The following is a 15,596-nucleotide window of genomic DNA, read 5'->3' as shown; positions in this document are numbered from 1 at the left end:
GGCGGAGGTCTTAGTTCATGCTCATGGCGGTCAGCCATTCGTCGATCCAGGCCTGCCGGTTCTTCGCCACCTCGTCCGAGCCCATCAGGAAGGTCGTTTTCGGCTGCACGAGCTTGTCGAAGGCGTCCGGCAACGGCTCGGATGTCTTCGAAATCGGCATCATCCAGTTGGTGGTGGGGATAATGTCCTGAAAGGCTGGCGAGACCATGAACCTGAGGAACTGTTTGGCCAGATCCTTGTCGGACGCGTTTGTCAACATGCCGGCCACCTCGATCTGGATGTAGTGGCCTTCCGAGAAGGATGCGGCCTGGTAGCGTTCGGTCTTTTCCTCAACCATGTGATAGGCGGGCGAAGTGGTGTAGGAGAAGACCATCGGCACCTCGCCCTTTGTGAGAAGACCATAGGCTTCCGACCAGCCGGGGGTGACTGTCAGCACACGCTTCCTGAGTTTCGCCCAGGCTTCCGGCGCCTTGTCGCCGTAGACCGACCTCACCCAGAGCAGCAGGCCTAGTCCCGGCGTCGAGGTGCGCGGATCTTCGATCGCGATTTTCTGCGAAGGGTCGCCTTCCACCAGTTCCTTCAGGCTCTTGGGCGGATTCTTCATCACCTGCGTATCGTAGACGACGGCAAAATGACCGTAGTCATAGGGGATGAAAGTATCGTCGGTATAATTTCCGGGCACACTGACAGCGGATGTATCGAGGCCGTGCGGTTCGAAAAGGCCGGTTGCCTTGGCTTCCGAAATCAGGTTGGTGTCCAGGCCGAGCGCGATATCGGCATCCGTCTTCTCGCCTTCGAGCTTGAGGCGGGTGAGGAGCGCCACACCATCGGCAACGCCGACGAAGTTGAGCCTGCAGGTGCAGCTCTTTTCGAAGGCTTCCTTGACCTTCGGGCCGGGCCCCCAGTCGGAGACGAAGCTTTCATACGTATAGACAGTCAGTGTCTTTTCCTGCGCCTGAGCGGACAGTGAAAAGGAAAGGGCGGCTGCGGCCGCGAACATCGAAAGAACGATCTTGCGCATCAGCGCCTCCTCTTTTGATTGTGGGAATAGGCGCTGATGGGAAGCCGTCTAATCCCTCCGCCGGTCTTAACCGGATCAGGTTCCGCGGGTTGGCAAAGCCTCTCAGCCACACTGGCGTGGCACCCCGTTAGAGCGAATCAGGTGTAGCGGCGGTGGGATCGGCTGGCAAGAGGCTGCGCCGCGATCAGGCAGCGCTCATATCCATCTACATGATTTCCCAGACGTGGCCGTCCGGATCCCGGAAGCTGCAGCCGTACATGTTTTTTCCTCTTTGTCCCCATCCAACGCACATGGGCGCGTTCGCCCCAAGGATGAGTAAGAGAATGTAAAACCGACATCGCAGCCAGGGTTTTTCTCTAGTGGTGCGGGTTCCGGCGGAACACCTTGAGTTCGCGCGGAACGGCTGCCATGCCGTGAAGCCGGTTGGCAATGGCATAATCGATCGTCCTTTCCATGACTTCCGGCATGACGGGCTTCGTGAGAACACCGAGAGAACCTTCCACGCCATCTTCGAGATCATCAGGGGTCGCGGTCATGAAGATGACCGTCACGCCATATCGTTCGGCAAGCCGCCGTCCAATCTCGGGACCGGTCCTTCCATCGGTCAGATTGACGTCCACGATCGCGATATCGGCGCGCGGCGCCAGTTCCAGGGCATGTTTTCGGGCATTGGCAAAGCCCGCCACCTTCAGTCCCATATTTTCGACAGTTTCGGCGATATCGAGAGCGATCAGGAACTCATCCTCCACGATCAGCACCCGTTGACTCGTCACCTCACTGGGTGGCCGACGACGCGTTACATTTGTCAGCATTGGACGTCCCCGCACGGTTTCCGGTCCTTAATTCGGATCGAGGGCGACGACCGGCGCCTCGACCATGAACGCAGGCAGAACGAGCAGGATGGTGGATTGTTCCGTTTTGCGACAGACGCCCCTGCCGAAACGGTTATTAGAGTTAATAATTCGTTAGTTCAGCTCTCCAGCTCTTCCCGCAGCATCTCGAGCTCGAGCCATTCTTCTTCCATTTTCGTCAGTCTTTCGCGCAGGCTTTCCATTTCCGCCGCAAGCTTGTGGAAGGCGGCAGGGTCTTTGGAAAAGAGGTTCGGGTCCGCCATCTTCTTCTCGCGGACTGCAATTTCTTCCTCCGCCTTGGCAATTTCCTTCGGCAGGTTTTCGAGTGCGAATTTTTGCTTATAGGAGAGCTTTCCCTTGGCCTTGGAGGCTTCAGCCACCGGCGCGGCGGCCTCTGTCTTCTGCCGTTCCGTTCGCTCTGTCTTGCGCTTCTCCTCGATCGCGCCTCTCCGTTGGGCCAGCATGTCCGTATAGCCGCCGGCATATTCGATCCAGCGTCCGTCCGGCGCCTCCGGATTGGCCGGGGCGATCGTCGAGGTCACGGTGCGGTCCAGGAAATCGCGATCGTGGCTGACGAGGATCACCGTGCCGTTGTAGCCGGCGACAATTTCCTGCAGCAGATCCAGCGTTTCGATGTCGAGGTCGTTGGTGGGTTCGTCGAGAATCAAGAGGTTCGAGGGCTTCGCCATGATGCGGGCGAGCATCAGGCGGGCACGTTCACCACCGGAAAGGCTCTTGATCGGTGTCCTGATCTGTTCCGGCTGGAACAGGAAGTCCTTCATGTAGCCTGCGACATGCCGCTGCTCGCCATTGACCAGCAACGTCTCCCCGCGGCCGTCTGTCAGGTAGTGGGAGAGCGTCTCCTCCGGATTCAGGTTCTCGCGCTTCTGGTCGAGCGTTGCGATCTCAAGATTGGTGCCGAGCTTGACGGTACCGCTATCTGGTGCGAGCTGCCCGGTCAGCATCTTGAGCAATGTCGTCTTGCCCGCGCCGTTAGGCCCTACGAGGCCGATCCGGTCGCCGCGATGAACCCGGATCGAAAAAGGTGCGACGATCTGCCGATCATAGGCTTTGGTGATGTTCTCCGCCTCGATCACAAGCTTGCCCGATTCACGACCTTCGGTGACCTGCGCCTGGACGGTCCCTTGGGGCCCTTTGTGGCCGCGATAGGCTGCTCGCATGGATTGCAGATCGCCGAGGCGCCGCATGTTGCGCTTGCGGCGCGCGGTCACGCCATAACGCAGCCAATGCTCCTCGCGCTCGATCGCCTTGCCGAGTTTGTGCTGTTCCAGCTCTTCAGCCTCCAGCACTTCGTCACGCCATGCTTCGAAATGAGCGAACCCCTTGTCGAGACGGCGAGAGATGCCGCGGTCGAGCCAGACGGTCGCGGTCGAAACCCGTTCGAGGAAGCGCCTATCGTGGGAAATCAGTACCAGTGCGCTCCTTGTTTTCCGCAACTCGTCTTCCAGCCATTCGATGGTCGGCAGGTCGAGATGATTGGTCGGCTCATCCAGCATCAGGATGTCCGGCTCGGGTGCCATCACACGGGCGAGCGCGGCGCGGCGGGATTCGCCGCCCGAAAGCGTCTTTGGGTCTTCCTGGCCGGTGAGGCCGAGATGTTCGAGCAGGTAGGTAACGCGATAGGGATCATCGCCCGGGCCGAGGCCCGTTTCTGCATAGGCTTGCACGGTTGCATAGTCGGCAAAATCCGGCGCCTGTTCGAGGTAGCGGATCGTCGAGGCCGGATGGCGGAAGACTTCGCCTGACTGCGGCTCGACCATGCCGGCGGCGATCTTCATCAGCGTCGACTTGCCGGAACCGTTGCGACCGACGAGGCAGATGCGGTCGCCTGGCTCCACCTGCAGGCCCGCCCCAGCGAGCAGCGGCGCGCCGCCAAAGCTCAGGAAGATATCGTCCAGTTTCAAGATGGGGGGTGCCAAAAGTCAGGCTCCTGTCATGTCGTAGGGGCGAGCAAGGATCATCGCTCTGCCGGCCTTCAGATGGAATTCCACCGGTCCTTCTGCAATGTTCGAGACCGTACGAGAAGAGCCGAAGGGAAGCCCAAAATTGTGGAGCGGATAACGCGCACCAATGATGTCCAGGCCTTCCAGTGCCGAAAAACCGATGATCGAAAAGAGCGAGCCTTTCGGCAAGTCGAGCTTTTTATCCCCCGGCAGCAGCGGCACCGCCTCCTCCTCGCCGGACGTGAGCAAAATGTCGAAGCCGCGTTCGGCAAGGCTTATGGCATGGAAGAGATGCTGGAGCGCGTGATCGCTCCGTTCCCCGCCGAGTGCACCGACGAAAATCAGCCGTGCGGCGCCGCGGTCGATCGCTTCCGTAGTGGCGATCTCACCGTCTGTCTCGGTCTTGGCGGGCGGATAGGTTTGCTGTTTCACGCCCGGCCATTGTCTTGCAAGTTCGGCATCGGTGGAATCGAAATCGCCGACCCACAGTTCGGGCTCGACGCCGAGTGTCGCTGCATGTCGCATGCCGCTGTCAGCCGCGATGAAGCGGCTGGTACTGGTCGCTTCCAGCAGTCGGTCGGTGACGGTGAGATCGCCGCCAAGCAGGATGGTAAAGGTCGAATGGCTCATGGTCACTGCCCTTAGCGTAAAGGGACCTCATTGGGAAAGCTGTTGCACCGCCGAAGCCAAGCTTTTAGTTTGCGGCTCGCTTTTCAATCGGGATATCAGGATGCAGTTTCAGGGTACAGCGGACTATATCGCGGACAAGGATCTGATGGTGGCGGTGAATGCCGCGATCCGGCTCGAGCGCCCGCTGCTGGTGAAAGGCGAGCCGGGTACCGGCAAGACTGAACTTGCCCGGCAGGTGGCAGCAGCCCTTGGTCTCGATCTCATCGAGTGGAACATCAAGTCCACCACAAAGGCACAGCAGGGCCTCTACGAATATGATGCGGTCTCGCGCCTGCGCGACAGCCAGCTCGGCGACGAGCGGGTCCACGATGTCGCGAATTATATCCGACGCGGCAAGCTTTGGCAGGCCTTTGCGGCGGACAGGAAGGTCGTCCTGCTGATCGACGAGATCGACAAGGCGGATATCGAATTCCCGAACGACCTTCTGCAGGAACTCGATCGGATGGAATTTCACGTCTACGAGACCGGCAAAACGGTCAAGGCTAGAGTCCGGCCCATCGTCATCATCACTTCGAACAATGAGAAGGAGCTTCCAGACGCTTTCCTGCGCCGCTGCTTCTTCCACTACATTCGTTTCCCGGATGTCGAGACGCTGTCACGCATCGTCGAGGTGCATTATCCGGGTATCAAGCAGACCCTCGTGCGCAACGCATTGATGCAGTTCTATGAAATCCGCGAGATGCCGGGGCTCAAGAAGAAGCCGTCGACGTCAGAGGCGCTCGACTGGATACGTCTCCTCGTTGCAGACGATGTCGACCCGGCCGATTTGCGCGGGGACGTGAAGAACGCGCTGCCGAAGCTGCATGGTGCGTTGCTCAAGAACGAGCAGGATGTCCATCTTTTCGAGCGGATCGCCTTCATGGCGCGGCGCGAGCGGTAAGCGGAAGATTTTGCTCCCATTGACGACAGGCATAGCAAGGCGTATTTGAAGGTCCGTAGTTTCGTGGTGATTTGGCCGGCCGGCTTGCAGCCACGTAAAAAAAGTCGCTAAAGGGCCGCGAGAAGATGACTTCCCCAGATCATGCTTCCCCGGGCCGGCTGCGATTTTTCGTCGCCGGTTTTTTATTTCGTGGGTTTAGACATGCCGATCAAGATTCCCGATACGCTGCCTGCCTTCAGCACCCTCGTTTCCGAGGGCGTGCGGGTGATGACCGAAACTGCGGCGGTGCGGCAGGACATTCGTCCGCTCCAGATCGGACTTCTCAATCTCATGCCCAACAAGATCAAGACAGAGCTGCAGATGGCGCGTCTCGTCGGCGCGACGCCGCTGCAGGTGGAGCTGTCGCTGGTGCGAATCGGCAACCACAGGGCCAAGAACACGCCGGAAGAGCATCTGCTGGCTTTCTACGAAACATGGGAAGAGGTGAAGCACCGCAAGTTCGATGGCTTCATCATCACCGGTGCACCGATCGAGACACTGCCTTACGAAGAGGTCACCTACTGGGACGAGATGGAGAAGATTCTCGACTGGACAACCACCAATGTCCATTCGACCATGAATGTCTGCTGGGGTGCGATGGCGGCGATCTACCATTTTCACGGCGTGCCGAAATACGAGTTGAAGCAGAAGGCCTTCGGTGTCTACCGGCACCGCAATCTTGCTTCCTCCTCCGTTTATCTCAACGGCTTTTCGGATGACTTCCAGGTGCCGGTATCGCGCTGGACGGAGGTGCGCCGCGCGGATATCGAAAAGGTACCAAGCCTTGAAATCCTGATGGAATCAGACGATATGGGCATCTGCCTCGTGCATGAGAAAAGGGGAAAGCGTCTCTACATGTTCAATCATGTGGAATACGACTCCACCTCGCTGGCGGATGAGTATTTCCGGGATGTGAATGCCGGTGTCCCCATCAAGTTGCCGCATGACTATTTCCCGCACAACGACGATACTCTGACGCCCCTGAACCGCTGGCGCAGCCATGCGCATCTTCTCTTCGGCAACTGGATCAACGAGATCTACCAGACGACGCCCTACGATCTGGAGAAAATCGGCGAGCCGGAGAAGACCGGCGCGGAATAGGTCAGCATGTTCATTCCCTTCTTCCTGCACCTAAAGGAGGCGAAGGTCCCGGTAACGCTCCGGGAATTCCTGGCGCTTCTCGAAGGCATGGAAGAGGGGCTGGCCGATTTCGACGTCGAGGCTTTCTACTTCCTCGCCCGCACGGCGTTGGTGAAGGATGAACGCCACATCGATAAATTCGACCAGGTCTTTTCCTCCTATTTTCGCGGCCTGGAGATGGTCTCCGGCAAGCCGGGCCTCGATACCCAGAACATTCCCGAAGAATGGCTGCGCAAGCTCATCGAAAAACACCTGACCGAGGAAGAGAAGAAACTCGTCCAGTCGCTCGGCGGTTTCGAAAAGCTGATGGAGACGCTGCGACAGCGGCTCGAAGAGCAGAAAGGGCGCCATCAGGGCGGGTCGAAATGGATCGGCACCGGCGGCACTTCGCCCTTCGGCGCCTATGGCTATAACCCGGAAGGCGTGCGCATCGGGCAGGACGAATCCCGCCATCGCAGTGCAGTGAAGGTCTGGGACAGGCGCGAATTCAGGGATTTCGACGACAAGGTCGAACTCGGCACGCGCAATATCAAGCTGGCACTGAAACGGCTTCGGCGCTGGGTGCGGGAGGGCGCGGCCGAGGAATTCGACCTGCCCGGCACGATCCGTTCCACCGCCGAGCACGGCTACCTCGACGTGCAGACAAGGCCGGAGCGGCATAATGCCGTGAAGCTTTTGATGTTCTTCGATGTGGGCGGGTCGATGGATGACCATATCCGCATCGTTGAGGAACTGTTTTCCGCCGCGCGGGCAGAGTTCAAGCATATGGAGCATTTCTACTTCCACAATTGCCTCTACGAAGGCGTTTGGAAGGAGAACCTCCGTCGCGCCGAGCGAATGGCAACGCTGGATCTCATCCGCAGCTATGGTTCGGACTACAAGGTGATCTTTGTCGGTGACGCTTCGATGAGCCCCTATGAGATCACCCATGCGGGCGGTTCCGTCGAGCACTGGAACCAGGAGCCCGGCGAGGCCTGGATCAGGCGTATCACCGATCATTTCCACCGCTGCGTCTGGCTCAATCCGGTGCCCGAAAATCAGTGGCGCTACACGGCCTCGATCGGGTTGATGCGGCAGTTCATGACCGAACGGATGTTTCCAATGACGCTCGGCGGGCTTGAACAGGCGACGCGCACACTCGCCCGCTGACGGATTTTGCTTCCCGTGACATTGCAGCTTGCCGCCAAATCACGCAGGTTGCCGCCAAATGTCCGGTGGAGGAAAAGGTCATGACGGATCAGAATTTCGAAGTCTTCGGCACGACGGAAAATGGCGAGCCCGTTTATCGCGTGAGAATTGCCGGCGGCGGATTGACCGCGAGTATCATTACATGGGGCGCCGTGATCCAGGATCTCAGGCTGGAGGGCCATCGGCCGCCACTCGTGCTGGGGTTCGAGGCTTTCGATCCATATCCGATCCATTCGCCGTATTTCGGGGCAACGCCCGGCCGTTGCGCAAACCGCATCTCCGCCGGCCGTTTCACGCTCGACGGAAGACAATACCAGCTTGAAATGAACCAACCGGGGATCGGCCACCTTCACGGGGGTACGGATGGTCTTGGCCGCAGCAACTGGTCGATCGTCGATCACGCGGCTGACAAGGTCGTACTTCAGATCACCGATCCCGATGGCCGCGCGGGCTATCCCGGCAATTGCACCGTGACCGCCACCTATCAGCTCAAGGACCACGGCGTGCTGTCGGTGATCTACGAATCCACGACTGACCAGCCGACACTCGCCAACATCTGCCAGCACTCCTATTTCAATCTTGACGGCCGTGAAGACGCCCTTGGTCACGACATTATGATCGCCGCCGATCAGTTGGTCGAAGTGGATGAGAAGCAGTTGCCGACCGGCAGACTGACGTCAGTCGCCGATACGCCTTTCGACCTGCGGGAGATGGGGCCGATGAAGCGGTTCGACGACGGCAAACAGGTCCTGTTCGATCACAACTACTGTCTGTCGCCGGAACGGACACGGAAGCGTTCCGTGGCGCTGGCGCGCAGCGTCTATTCCGGCGTTTCGATGGAAGTGCGGACCACCGAGCCCGGTGTGCAATTTTATGCCGCCTTCAAGCTTCAGGAAATCCCGGTGCCGGGCCTCGAAGGTCGCCGTTACGGCCCCTTTGCCGGGTTTTGCCTGGAAACCCAGGTATGGCCGGACGCGATCAATCATCCGAATTTCCCGAACGTTGTGCTGCGTCCGGGCGAAGTGCTGCGGCAGGAGACAGACTATGTCTTTTCGAAGCAGTGAGCGGGGATAAGCTTGGCTCACCCATGTGGCAGGCGGGGTGCGAAATAGATTCGATGATGGGAAGTCGAACCGCTTCGACATGAGACTTTGGCCGTCGACAGGAAAGTCGGCGGCACAAGCCGGGTCTGCACTATAGAATTCAAGCAGCGACGCTTCCGGCTTCATGCACTATGATCTGGGATATATCGACTTGGAGCAGCGAACTTTGCAAACCATCGACAATCCGTTCGGCACGAGATTGTCACCCATGTCTTAGGGACGATCTGTTACCTATGTCTCCGGTATGGACAGAGAAAAACTGGAGCGGGCGAAGGGATTCGAACCCTCGACCCCAACCTTGGCAAGGTTGTGCTCTACCCCTGAGCTACACCCGCTCATCAAGCCACCGGTCCGGGGTAGATCGCTTGGACCGTGGGTCGCGGCTGTTGCCGACGACGGGCGCTATATGGCCCAGACTTTTTTCAAATGCAACAGGGAAATGACGATTGGCGGCAAGAAAAATTACGATCCGCCCAAACTCCTGACAAACCGCCGGTTCCGCACGTGAACCGGCGGCCGCTTTGTGCCTCAGGAGGCGGGACAGGCCGCGCCGGTTTTCACCCAGGCATCGATGAGCTCGCCGAATTCAGCCTGCGTGCCCGGCACCGGTTCGCGGCCGGCGCCGGGTGCCCAGCCCCAGCCGACGAGTTCGTCATGCGCCATGTGCTCGACCAGTTCGTCCATGGTCATCTCGCCATTGCGTGCCGGATCCTTGATCTGCTGACAGATCTGGCCCAGCGTCTTGCCTTCCCAGGCCATCTCGATCGGCGCAAGGTGCCAGGCAGGATTGCCCGGGATGCTCTTGATCGTGTCTGCCTGGCCCACGACCGGAATATTCTCGGCGCCGTGGCAGGTCGTGCACTGCATGCCGGGCAGACCCATCCCGCCGTCGCCGCGTAAGACCGGCGGTTGATGCGGGCGCATCGACGCGCCCTGCAGCGGCCGGTCGGTGGCAGGATGACAGTTTACGCAGCGCGGGTGCTGGATGACCTTGCCCGCTTCCTGGAAGAGCGCCACCGAGCGTTCCTGCTCGTTGGCGATCGACTGGAAGGAGGCGGCTGGCTTCAGCGTCCTGGCATCGGCCTGGGCGTCCTGCGCCACCGAGACGGGTGACAGCACCGTGCCGACACCCACGAAAAGACAGGCGGCGGCAACGCCGGTGAATGCGAGTTTCCAATTCATCGGGCGTTGATCCTCAAGCCGAAACGATATTGACGATCGGGAGCTTTCTGACAGGTGCTCCCGTGAGGCGCCGCCAGGCATTGGCAACCGCCGGGCCGACGGGCGGCACGCCGGGTTCGCCGACGCCGCTCGGCTTCTCGGTCGACTTGATGATCTCCACCTCCACGTCCGGCATCTCGTTGATCCGGATGGACCGGTAGTCGTGGAAGTTCGACTGGATAATCTTGCCGCCCTTGCCGAGGGTCACCGCATCGAAGAGGACTGCCCCGAGGCCGTAGCCGATGCCACCCTCCATCTGTGCCTTGATGACGTTCGGGTTGACGGCCACTCCGCAATCGACCGCACACCAGACCTTATGGACATGCGGAGCGCCATCGGTCCCGACCGAGACTTCGACGACCTGACCCACATAGGTGCTGAAGCTTTCGACCACCGCGACGCCGCGAGCGCGGCCTTTCGGCACTTGTCCGCCCCAGTTCGCCATCTCGGCAGCCTTCCGGAGCACACCCGCGTGGCGAGGTTCCTCTTTCAGGAGGGCAAGTCGCCCTTCGACGGGATCCCTGCCGATCTTCTCGAAGAGTTCGTCCACGAAAGTCTCGACCGCAAAGCCCGTATGCGTGTGGCCGACCGAACGCCACCAGAGCGGCGGCACGGCGAGCGGAACGTTGTGCGAGGTTACCTTCAGGTTGGGGATCGCATAGGGCAGGTTCGAAGCGCCTTCGACCGATGTCTGATCGAGATCGGCCTTGCCCATGATCGACTGACCGACGATCACCTGTTCCCAGGCCATGATCTCGCCATCGGCATTGATCGCGCCGCGCATCCTGTGAGCATACATCGGGCGATAGAAGCCGCCGCGAATGTCGTCCTCGCGGGTCCACATATGCTTCAAGGAACGACTGCGGTCGCTGGCGGCGTAAACCGACGCTGCTTCCTGCATATAGGGCGAGCCAAACTGCGCCCTGCGGCCGAAGCTGCCGCCGGCGAGCTGGGTGTTGACCCGCACTTTCGATTCGTCGAGTCCGAGAATTTGGGCGGCCGTCGCCTGGTCCATGCCCGGGAACTGCGCGCCGTTGTAGATATCCACCGAGCCGTCATCCGCCTTGATGAAGACCGCGTCCAGCGGTTCCATCGGTGCGTGCGCCAGGAAGGGGAAGACGATCTCGGCTTCCACCGTCTGCAGACCCGATGCGTTGAAGGCTTCCTCCACATTGCCTTTGCCGGCTGCTTCAAGCCCCTTCTCGCCGAAGAGCTTGACATAGTCGGCGGACAGTTCCTCCGAGGAGCGGGTCTCGGCCTTGGAGAGATCCCATTCGATGCTCAGCGCATCGCGGCCCTTCAAGGCGGCGAAGGTGTTTTCCGCATAGACAGCGACGCCTTGAGGCACCTGCTTCACGTCGACGACGCCCTGCACCTTGCGGGCTTCGGTATCGTCGAAGCTCTTCACCGTCGCACCGAAATGCTCCGGATGGGCGACCACCGCGATCAGAAGGTTGTCCGGGGTGATATCGAGCGTGAAGATCGCCGAACCATTCGTCTTGCCATGCGTGTCGAGCTTCGGCAGATCGGTGCCGATCAGCACGAAATCCTTCGGGTCCTTGAGCTTCGGCTCCGCAGGGGGAGTTTGTAGGGCCGCCTTTTCGGCGAATGCCCCGAAACCGCTCTCCCTGTTGGATGCGGCATGTCTGATGCGGCCCTTTTCGACAGTGATCTCGGAAGCGGGGACCTTCCAGTCTTCGGCCGCGGCGGCAATCAGCATGGCACGCGCGGTCGCGCCGGCTTTTCGCATCTGCTCATAGGCATTGGCGATCGAACTCGAGCCGCCGGTGCCCTGCAGGCCGAAGAGCAGGTTTGCATAGATCTTGTTGTCCGTCGGCGAGTGAACGGCGCGCATCTGGCCCCAGTCGGCGTCGAGTTCTTCGGCAACCAGCGTTGCGAGGCCGGTGAATGGGCCCTGGCCGAATTCGATATGCTTCGACAGGACCGTCACCGTGTCGTCGGTGCCGATTTTAACGAAGGCGTTCATCGGGGTCAGTGCGGAACCTCCGCCCGCCTGCACGCCGGTCGGGGCCGCGGCAAGAAACTTGGGCGCGATCGCCACGCCGATGAGAAGGCCCGAGCCGGCCAGGAAGCCGCGGCGGGTGGCAGCGATATCATGCAGTGTCATGGCTCAGCCCTCCATCGAATTGGCGGCATTGTGGATCGCCGCCCGGATGCGATGATAGGTGGCGCATCGACAGATGTTGCCGGTCATCGCCCCGTCGATATCCGCATCCGTCGGCTTCGGCACCATCTGGAGCAGGGCGACCGCCGACATGATCTGCCCGGATTGACAGTAACCGCATTGGGGCACGTCCAGGCCAGCCCAGGCGGTCTTGATGGCTTCGGCTTCTTTTCCGGAAACGCCTTCGATCGTGATGACCTCGGAGCCTTCGACCACCGAGATCGGCAAGATGCAGGAGCGATGCGGCATGCCGTCGAGATGCACGGTGCAGGCGCCGCATTGGGCTATTCCGCAGCCATACTTCGTTCCGGTGAGTTTTTCGAAATCACGAATAACCCAGAGGAGGGGCGTGTCGGGGTCGCCGTCGAACGTTCGTTCCTGTCCGTTGAGCGTGAAGGTGACCATGAGCGGACCTTTCTTGTGAGAAGCCGGCATACTGCGCCGGGCGATGGATGAAAGCGGCTGCTATCGGCCGAAAGCCGATATTCGGGACGCGGAAAACGGTGCGCCGGAATCAAATTAAAAATTGAGGCTTCTTATTTTTATGATGTTTGCGGGGGGCCGCTCCAATCGGATGACCCTCCGGTTAGATTAGGTTGGTCGACCAGCTTGGCAAGATCAAGCGTCTCACGAAATCGTGTGCACTTGCTTGGCCGGCGGCAACATTGGGGTTATAGTTCGCCTGCCCACCAACAGAGCCCATCCCTCAAGAATGACCGACACTGCTCCGAAAACCGCCGAGGACCTGTTCCGTTTCCTCGACAGCCTCAACATTCCCCATTCCACCAAGACCCACCCGCCGGTCTTTACCGTGGCGGAATCGGAAAGCCTGCGTGACGAGATTCCCGGTGGCCATACCAAGAACCTCTTCATAAAAGACAAGAAGGACCGGTATTTTGTCCTGACGGTGGAGGAGAACGCCACGGTCGATCTGAAGACGGTTCACAAGGTGATCGGCGCCGCAGGCCGCGTCTCTTTCGGCAGGCCGGAAAAGCTGATGGAATATCTCGGCGTCATTCCGGGTTCGGTGACGATATTCGGTGCCTTCAACGATACCGGACGACATGTTACCTTCGTGCTGGATGAAGATCTTATGAGGCACGACATCATCAATGGTCATCCGCTATCGAATGACGCCACGACATCGATCGGCCGCGACGATCTCATCCGCTTTCTGGAGGCAACCGGCCACACGCCGCTTGTCTTGAAAGTGACAGACTGACATACGATCTTTGTGGCCAAGATAGAACCATAAAGCGTTCCCTGGAGAGCATTCATGAGCGGCACAGACAACCCCTATGGCGGTTCCTTCGGCGCCAGCGGCTATGGCGGGCAGATGACCGCTTCGGCGAAGTACGGCGCGGAGCCTGCCGCGACCTCAGCTGGCGGTTCCCCTATCAAAGATACGACGACGGCCGGCTTCGCCAAGGATGTCATCGAGGAATCGCGCGGTCAGCCGGTCCTTGTGGATTTTTGGGCGCCCTGGTGCGGCCCCTGCAAGCAGCTCACGCCCATTCTCGAAAAGGTGGTCAATGAAGGCAAGGGTCGGGTCAAGCTCGTCAAGATGAACATCGACGACCATCCGTCGATCCCTGGCCAGCTCGGCATCCAGTCGATTCCGGCTGTCATCGCTTTTGTCGATGGCCGTCCCGTCGATGGGTTCATGGGTGCAGTTCCGGAAAGCCAGGTACGCCAGTTCATCGACCGGATTGCGGGGCCTGCCGGCGCCGATCAGGCGGCCGAGATTGACGCGGCGCTTGCCGAAGCCGAAACGATGCTCGCCGGCGGTGACGTCCAGGGGGCAGCCCAGCTCTATGGAGCGGTACTCCAGGCCGATCCGGAAAATGCAAAGGCCGCGGCGGGCATGATGCAGTGCCTGATCGCCATGGGCGATACGGCCCGCGCAAGCCAGATGCTCGCATCGCTTCCGGAGACCCTTTCCAAGGACCCGGCAATCCAGGCGGTCGCCAGGAAGCTCGAACAGATCGAGGAGGCTCGCAAGCTCGGCGATCCGGCCTCGCTGGAGCATCGGCTCTCGCTGAACCCGGACGATCACGAGGCACGTTTGATGCTTTCGAAGATCCTGAATGTTCAAGGCAAGCGCGAGGAGGCTGCCGAGCACCTGCTGATGATCATGCGCAAGGATCGCAGCTTCGATGACGACGGTGCGCGCCGCCAGCTTCTGGAGTTCTTCGAAGTCTGGGGACCGAAGGATCCGGCCACGATTTCCGCCCGCCGCCGCCTGTCTTCGATCCTCTTTTCGTAAGCGGGGATCGATTCGGCCAGGGAACGGTCTTGCGTTCTTCTGCCGGTGCCCCACATTATTTCGAGGGGCGACGGATTTGGACCTGTCGTCTGGGAGGTGTCGGTCCCATGCATGTGGGAAATGCGCGATATGTAAAGCGAGAGGATCTGCCGGGAACGGTTCCTGTTTTTCCGTTGACGGGTGCTCTGCTTTTGCCTGGCGGCCAGCTGCCCCTCAACATCTTCGAGCCGCGCTATCTTGCAATGTTCGATGCGGCGCTTGCATCCGACCGGCTGGTCGGTATTGTCCAGCCGTCACTTCTGGAGACCGGCGATCCTGCGGAAAGCCCTCGGCCCGCACTGTCGAGCGTCGGCTGCATCGGTCGCATCACGTCTTTTGCAGAGACAGGTGATGGCCGCTATATTACCTCGATCAGCGGTGTGTGCCGTTTCCGGCTGCTTGAGGAAGTGGGGGAGGGTCATCCCTATCGCACCTTCAAGATCGCGCCGTTCATGACCGATCTTTCGGCAGAAGATGATGAGAGCACCGTCGACCGCGGCGAACTTCTGCGCGTCTTCCGGGCCTATCTCAATGCCAATAAGCTGGAAGCGGACTGGGAAAGCGTCGAGCGCGCCGGCAACCGCACGCTCGTCAATTCGCTTTCCATGATGTCGCCTTTCGGTCCGGCCGAGAAGCAAGCCCTGCTCGAAGCCCCCGACCTCAAGACCCGCGCCGAAACCCTGATCGCCATCACGGAAATCTTCCTGGCGCGGGAGTTGAGCGATACCGACACGATACTCCAGTAAGGCTGTCATGGACGAGAAGCTCAGCAAGGTTGATCCCAAACTCCTCGACCTGCTCGTCTGTCCGCTGACCAAGGGGCGGCTGTCCTTCAACCGCGAAACCAATGAACTGATCTCGCAGGCGGCGCAGTTGGCCTATCCGATCCGCGACGGCATCCCGATCATGCTGGTTTCCGAGGCTCGCCGGATCGAGGACTGACGCCTGTCCTTATCCCCTAAATGCCCCTAACCTCTCCCCGCAGGCGGGAGGGGGGCTGGGGAACCGG

At 60.0% G+C, this 15,596-nt stretch carries 15 protein-coding genes, 1 tRNA gene and 2 riboswitches; of the genes, 8 read left to right on the top strand and 8 right to left on the bottom strand.

From position 1 onward, the window contains the following. Positions 1–10 precede the first annotated feature (10 nt). From thiB to QEO92_RS21865, 4 genes are all read right to left on the bottom strand, one after another. A complete protein-coding gene (gene thiB / locus QEO92_RS21880; protein ID WP_227705233.1) occupies positions 11–1,000 on the bottom strand; it encodes a thiamine ABC transporter substrate binding subunit in 990 nt (329 codons plus the stop codon). Positions 1,001–1,056: 56 nt separating this feature from the next. Next, positions 1,057–1,158: riboswitch (TPP riboswitch) on the bottom strand. A gap of 219 nt (positions 1,159–1,377) precedes the next feature. Next, the gene (locus tag QEO92_RS21875; protein ID WP_227704406.1) at positions 1,378–1,833 is read right to left on the bottom strand and encodes a response regulator; all 456 of its coding nucleotides are present in this window, start codon (positions 1,831–1,833) and stop codon (positions 1,378–1,380) included. A gap of 158 nt (positions 1,834–1,991) precedes the next feature. Next, positions 1,992–3,812 (bottom strand): ABC-F family ATP-binding cassette domain-containing protein, encoded by a 1,821-nt coding sequence (locus QEO92_RS21870; RefSeq protein ID WP_227704405.1) that lies wholly within the window; start codon positions 3,810–3,812, stop codon positions 1,992–1,994. Between the two features lie 3 nt (positions 3,813–3,815). Further along, positions 3,816–4,466 (bottom strand): thiamine diphosphokinase, encoded by a 651-nt coding sequence (locus tag QEO92_RS21865; protein ID WP_227704404.1) that lies wholly within the window; start codon positions 4,464–4,466, stop codon positions 3,816–3,818. 100 nt (positions 4,467–4,566) lie between these two features. Between QEO92_RS21865 and QEO92_RS21860 the strand changes: the two genes are divergently transcribed. From QEO92_RS21860 to QEO92_RS21845, 4 genes are all read left to right on the top strand, one after another. Further along, complete coding sequence (locus QEO92_RS21860) at positions 4,567–5,406, top strand: AAA family ATPase (RefSeq protein WP_227704403.1); 840 nt, start codon at positions 4,567–4,569, stop codon at positions 5,404–5,406. A gap of 53 nt (positions 5,407–5,459) precedes the next feature. Next, positions 5,460–5,537: riboswitch (SAM riboswitch) on the top strand. 70 nt (positions 5,538–5,607) lie between these two features. After that, complete coding sequence (gene metA / locus QEO92_RS21855; RefSeq protein ID WP_227704402.1) at positions 5,608–6,546, top strand: homoserine O-acetyltransferase MetA; 939 nt, start codon at positions 5,608–5,610, stop codon at positions 6,544–6,546. Between the two features lie 6 nt (positions 6,547–6,552). After that, on the top strand, positions 6,553–7,734 hold the full coding sequence (locus tag QEO92_RS21850) for a vWA domain-containing protein (protein WP_227704401.1): 1,182 nt from the start codon (positions 6,553–6,555) through the stop codon (positions 7,732–7,734). Positions 7,735–7,814: 80 nt separating this feature from the next. Beyond that, positions 7,815–8,837 (top strand): aldose epimerase family protein, encoded by a 1,023-nt coding sequence (locus QEO92_RS21845; RefSeq protein WP_037156611.1) that lies wholly within the window; start codon positions 7,815–7,817, stop codon positions 8,835–8,837. Positions 8,838–9,136: 299 nt separating this feature from the next. Here the strand turns inward: QEO92_RS21845 and QEO92_RS21840 are convergent. From QEO92_RS21840 to QEO92_RS21825, 4 genes are all read right to left on the bottom strand, one after another. Next, positions 9,137–9,211: transfer RNA gene (locus tag QEO92_RS21840), tRNA-Gly, on the bottom strand. 193 nt (positions 9,212–9,404) lie between these two features. Then, positions 9,405–10,058 carry a cytochrome c family protein gene (locus QEO92_RS21835; protein WP_227704400.1) on the bottom strand — a complete coding sequence of 218 codons (654 nt, stop codon included), beginning with the start codon at positions 10,056–10,058 and terminating at the stop codon, positions 9,405–9,407. Between the two features lie 13 nt (positions 10,059–10,071). Further along, positions 10,072–12,225, bottom strand: coding sequence for a xanthine dehydrogenase family protein molybdopterin-binding subunit (locus QEO92_RS21830; RefSeq protein WP_227704399.1), 2,154 nt, complete (start codon positions 12,223–12,225; stop codon positions 10,072–10,074). A gap of 3 nt (positions 12,226–12,228) precedes the next feature. Continuing rightward, positions 12,229–12,687: a (2Fe-2S)-binding protein gene (locus QEO92_RS21825; protein ID WP_037157263.1), complete on the bottom strand. Its 459-nt coding sequence runs from the start codon at positions 12,685–12,687 to the stop codon at positions 12,229–12,231. A gap of 307 nt (positions 12,688–12,994) precedes the next feature. On the opposite strand from QEO92_RS21825, the gene QEO92_RS21820 reads away from it, so the two are divergent. The 4 genes from QEO92_RS21820 (at position 12,995) to QEO92_RS21805 (ending at position 15,529) form a co-directional block, all read left to right on the top strand. Continuing rightward, positions 12,995–13,504 carry a prolyl-tRNA synthetase associated domain-containing protein gene (locus QEO92_RS21820; protein ID WP_037156618.1) on the top strand — a complete coding sequence of 170 codons (510 nt, stop codon included), beginning with the start codon at positions 12,995–12,997 and terminating at the stop codon, positions 13,502–13,504. Between the two features lie 54 nt (positions 13,505–13,558). Continuing rightward, the gene (trxA, locus tag QEO92_RS21815) at positions 13,559–14,548 is read left to right on the top strand and encodes a thioredoxin (RefSeq protein ID WP_037156620.1); all 990 of its coding nucleotides are present in this window, start codon (positions 13,559–13,561) and stop codon (positions 14,546–14,548) included. Positions 14,549–14,655: 107 nt separating this feature from the next. Beyond that, positions 14,656–15,333 carry an LON peptidase substrate-binding domain-containing protein gene (locus tag QEO92_RS21810; RefSeq protein WP_227704398.1) on the top strand — a complete coding sequence of 226 codons (678 nt, stop codon included), beginning with the start codon at positions 14,656–14,658 and terminating at the stop codon, positions 15,331–15,333. A gap of 7 nt (positions 15,334–15,340) precedes the next feature. Continuing rightward, entirely contained in the window at positions 15,341–15,529 is a 189-nt protein-coding gene (locus QEO92_RS21805) for a Trm112 family protein (protein ID WP_037156625.1), read from the top strand. Positions 15,530–15,596 lie beyond the last annotated feature (67 nt).

The organism is Neorhizobium petrolearium (assembly GCF_029854435.1).
GTDB classification, from domain to species: domain Bacteria; phylum Pseudomonadota; class Alphaproteobacteria; order Rhizobiales; family Rhizobiaceae; genus Neorhizobium; species Neorhizobium petrolearium.
Note: the sequence above shows the minus strand (reverse complement) of the source record. Positions and strands in the feature narration are given on the sequence as shown.